This is a genomic window from Novosphingobium sp. CCH12-A3, assembly GCF_001556015.1.
Taxonomy (GTDB): Bacteria; Pseudomonadota; Alphaproteobacteria; order Sphingomonadales; family Sphingomonadaceae; genus Novosphingobium; species Novosphingobium subterraneum.
This window is the reverse complement of sequence record NZ_LSIA01000188.1, coordinates 1-4,188: the sequence shown is the minus strand read 5'-3', so window position 1 is coordinate 4,188 and position 4,188 is coordinate 1. Positions and strand designations below refer to the sequence as shown.

The window sequence follows — 4,188 nt, the reverse complement described above, 5'->3', positions numbered from 1 at the left end:
GGCTGCCTGGTCGACGATCTCGGACAGGCTGACGCCCCAGGTCCGCTCCATGCCCGGGCGGCGGACGACAGAGAGTGACACCGGCGCATTGTTCTGGGTTTGCAGGAACACCTGCGTCTCGCCTTCGCCGACAAGATTGCCGGGAACATGGAGGACCTCGCGCACGCCCTTGATCCGCGGCGGCGCGTCGGGCGAAAGCATTTCGGTGAGAATCGCGCGCGTCCGCATCTCGGTTTCGCCCGACCAGGGCAACTGCGCGCCCGCATCGACAAGGCTGATCTCTCCGGCGCGACCGGGCACGGTCCGTGCAAACAGCAGCATGACCGCCTTCGAAAGCTTCGGGACTTTCCCCCGGGCATCGAGCGGAACATCGGCCAGATAGCGCACGGTCTCGCCCATGGCGGGGCCAGTCAGCACGGTCTGGGTGCGGGCTTCGATCAGCACGCGGGCCATTCCCGGGGCTACGCCGGGAGCCTGTTCGGGCTTGAGCCGCGATGCCTTGCGCACCTGCACGCGCAGCACGGTCTCGGCAGCGTCGGCCAGCGAGGCAAGGTCGGCGTAGGTAAGAGAAGGCGCCGCCCCGGCGGTGACAGCGCCGTCATCACGCCGAATCGCTGATTGCTGAGCGCTGGCCGAGGTGGCTGCGAATCCTGAAAAGAGCATTGCGAAGGCAGCGGCAGGGAGCGCAGCATTCGATACAAACCTAGGCATAACAGGGTCTCCGGCGGAATCCGCGCTTCGTTTCTGGCTGATTTCAGGCAGTGCAACCATGAATCACGAGTTAACGGATAAAGCATTTGCGCGCCTTTGGCTTCGCCGTTAAAGATGCGCCGGTTCGGGCAATCCAAAACAAGCAGCCCGACGCTTGCCGCCGCCAAACCCCCTGGTTTGATGTCGGCGGACCGGGTTGCCGGCAGGGTGGATTGAAATTTGCTGGATTGGCCTTCGGGCAGGACGGTGATCCTGCGCGCGGGCACCACCTTGGTCAGGGCCGTCATGCGCGTGCTCCGGGCCCGGGTGGGCGATCAGGAGTATTGGAGCTGAATGGCATACGCTGACCAACAGATGAGCGGTAACAAGATCACCGCGCTCATCGTCGTTGCGATTCTTCATGTCGCCGTTGGCTACGCGCTCGTTACGGGCCTGGCTCAAGAGGCGTTCAAGAAGGTCAAAGAGGTGACCTCCGCGGTTCAAATCGAGGAAGAGAAGCCGCCGGAGGAGCCGCCGCCGCCGCCGCCTCCGAAGGAGAACACGCCGCCGCCGCCGATCGTCGCGCCTCCGCCGCCGATCAGCTTCAACGCGCCGGCTCCGCAGGTCCAGACGGTCAATGAAGCTCCTCCGATTCCGGCTCCGCCGGCGCCGGTTGCGCTTCCTGCACCGCCGGCCGCTCCGCCCCCGCCGCGCTTCCAGCCCAAGGGCGCTGCGCCAAAGGGCAATCCCGGCAACTGGGCGACGTCGAACGACTACCCCTCGCGTGCGCTTCGCGAAGAGCGTGAAGGCACCACGGGTTTCCGTGTCACGGTCGGTACCGACGGCAAGGTGACGGACTGCCAGATCACCAGATCTTCAGGCAGCCCGGATCTTGACGAGGCGACCTGCGCCAACGTCCGCCGCCGCGCGCGTTTCACGCCCGCGACCGACGGTGAAGGCCAGCCGACCACGGGCTCGTATTCGAACTCGATCCGCTGGGTCATCCCGAAGGATTGATCCGCACCGCGGAACTGACACGAGAGCCTGGTCCGACCGGCACTCACGCACTTTGATTTGAATTGAAGAGGAAGACTCGCAATGTTCATCTACGCTCTTGCTGCCGCCGCTGGCGCCGCAGCGCCGCAGAAGTCCTTCGGCATCAAGGAAGCCCTGTTCCCGAACGGTCAGCCGAACTGGATCGGCATCGCCACCCTCGTGATCCTCGCGATCATGTCGTTCGGTTCGTTCTACATCCTGTTCACCAAGCTCATGGAGCAGAACAAGATCATCGGCCAGTACAAGAACATCGGCACGTTCTGGCGCGCTCCCTCGCTGCGGGAAGGCGCTGCGAAGCTCGAAAAGAACTCGGCATGGCGCCAGATCGTCGACGACGGCATCGCCGCCGAAGACCAGCACGGCAAGATGATCGACGCCATGGAAGCCCATGACTGGCTGCACGGTTCGCTCGCCCGCTCGGAAGCGTTCGTGAACGCTCGCCTCGCCGGCGGCCTTCCGTTCCTCGCCACCGTCGGTGCTACCGCTCCGTTCATCGGTCTGTTCGGTACCGTGGTCGGCATCTACAACGCGCTGATCAACATCGGCCTCGCCGGTTCGGCCTCGATCGACAAGGTCGCAGGTCCGGTCGGTGAAGCTCTGATCATGACCGCGCTGGGTCTGCTCGTCGCCGTTCCGGCCGTGCTTGCCTACAACTGGCTGCAGGCTCGCAACAAGAAGATCGCAGAGCTGCTCTCGGGCTTCTCGACCGACATCCTGGCGAACATCAACTCGAAGGGCGCTGTGAAGCCTGCTCTTCCGGCTGCTCCGGCCACCCCGGCCGCTCCGGTCAAGAAGTAAGCAAAGAACCGGGTCGGCGGCATGTCGCCGGCCCCTTTCCGGAACGCGGGTCCCAGGCCGGAGTCTTTCTCCGGATCGCTCCGGCCCCTCTCGCGGCTCAAAACGGATAGGATGTAACCCATGGCAATGTCTGTAGGCGGCGCTGGCGGAGAAGAACGCCCGATGTCGGACATCAACACCACGCCGCTCGTGGACGTGATGCTGGTGCTGCTGATCATCTTCCTCATCGCGGTGCCCGTCGCGATCCAGTCGATCGAGAAGCTCAAAGTCCCCGTGCTTGTCAGCGAGGAATCGCAGGACAAGGTCGAGAACCTGATGCTGTCGGTCGTCTCGACGGACGCCGCAGGCCGTAGCCCGAAGGAACCCGGTTACGAGGGTTCTTCGCGCACCGGCCAGTGCCGCGTCTATTTCAACAACATCACCCCGGTGGACAACCAGGAGCTGTACCAGCAGGCTTTCAATCGCCTCGATGCGATCGTGAAGCGTGAAGGCGGCGCCGCCAACATGGACCCCGAGAAGATCCCCGAAGTGCATATCCGTGGCGACGTGAACGTGCCGTGGAAGTGCATCGCAGGGGCCATCTACAACGTCCAGTCCGCTGGCTATCCCAAAGTCGGCTTCATCTCGACGCCGGTCGATCCGGGCTAAGCCCGGACCCTCGACAGGTCCAGAGAGCGAACAGGAGTACCAACCATGGCAATGAGCGGCGGCAAGGATGATGGCTCGCCGATGATGGAAATGAACACGACGCCGTTGATCGACGTCATGCTCGTTCTCCTCATCATGTTCATCATCACCATCCCGGTGGCCACGCATGCGGTGAACATCGACCTCCCGCAGCCGACGAACATCCCCAACAACGTCACGATCGATCCGATCAAGAACAAGCTGGTGCTGACCGCGACCAACCAGATCCTCTGGAATGGTGCTTCGGTAAGCGAAGGCCAGCTGGTCTCGATCATCGCCTCGACGAAGGGGATCAACCCCGAGCCGGAACTGCAGTTCCAGCCCGAGGAATTCGCCAGCTACGAGATCGCGAACCGGCTGATGAAGATCATCACGGACGCCAAGGTCACGAAGTTCGGCTTCGTCGGCAACGAGAACTTCGCCACTTTCGAAAAGGGTCCGAACTAAGGACTTAGCCCGAGGGCTGAAGACAAGAGGGAGCGGTGCGAACCGCTCCCTTTTTTGTTGTGGCAAAGCTTCTGCACCCACGCCTGCTTGGGAAGGGTGTTTCGCGCGGAGGCGCGGAGAAGGTTACGCGCTTGTATCTCGCAAAGGCACAGAGGGAGCAGAGATCGCAGAGAAGAAAGAGGTATCTGACCCAACGACGCAAAGACGCGAAGATGGCGCGCCATGTGGCAAAGCCGCCTCACAATGCTGGCATTTCGTGCGATCGGCACTGAAGGCCTGCGGCGCGCGCAATCCCTTTGCGTCTTCCCGTCTTTATGCATGACAGCCCGGGCGCAAGCCGTACTCTTTTCCGCGATCTCTGCTCGCTCCGCGCCTCTGCGAGAAACCCTTCTTCTCTCCAACAAAGAGCATCATCCGCTGGCGAATGCGGACCGGTGACGCCGGTGGGAAGCTTGCAGATCGCGCGACCGGTGCGGTGCCGTTGTGGCACGCAAGGGATGGGGCGCGGGA

5 protein-coding genes are annotated in these 4,188 nt (G+C 62.9%); 4 read left to right on the top strand and 1 reads right to left on the bottom strand.

Going from position 1 to position 4,188, the window contains the following annotated elements; all coding sequences use genetic code 11:
* The coding region (locus AX703_RS14540) for a hypothetical protein (RefSeq protein ID WP_062345060.1) at window positions 1-663 on the bottom strand (663 nt) is incomplete at its 3' end.
* 381 nt (window positions 664-1,044) lie between these two features.
* On the opposite strand from AX703_RS14540, the gene AX703_RS14535 reads away from it, so the two are divergent.
* From AX703_RS14535 to AX703_RS14520, 4 genes are all read left to right on the top strand, one after another.
* A complete protein-coding gene (locus tag AX703_RS14535; RefSeq protein ID WP_062345059.1) occupies window positions 1,045-1,707 on the top strand; it encodes an energy transducer TonB in 663 nt (220 codons plus the stop codon).
* 81 nt (window positions 1,708-1,788) lie between these two features.
* Complete coding sequence (locus AX703_RS14530) at window positions 1,789-2,544, top strand: MotA/TolQ/ExbB proton channel family protein (protein WP_062345057.1); 756 nt, start codon at window positions 1,789-1,791, stop codon at window positions 2,542-2,544.
* A gap of 120 nt (window positions 2,545-2,664) precedes the next feature.
* Window positions 2,665-3,192 carry a biopolymer transporter ExbD gene (locus tag AX703_RS14525; RefSeq protein WP_082013322.1) on the top strand — a complete coding sequence of 176 codons (528 nt, stop codon included), beginning with the start codon at window positions 2,665-2,667 and terminating at the stop codon, window positions 3,190-3,192.
* Window positions 3,193-3,237: 45 nt separating this feature from the next.
* Window positions 3,238-3,678 carry a biopolymer transporter ExbD gene (locus tag AX703_RS14520; RefSeq protein ID WP_039333396.1) on the top strand — a complete coding sequence of 147 codons (441 nt, stop codon included), beginning with the start codon at window positions 3,238-3,240 and terminating at the stop codon, window positions 3,676-3,678.
* Window positions 3,679-4,188 lie beyond the last annotated feature (510 nt).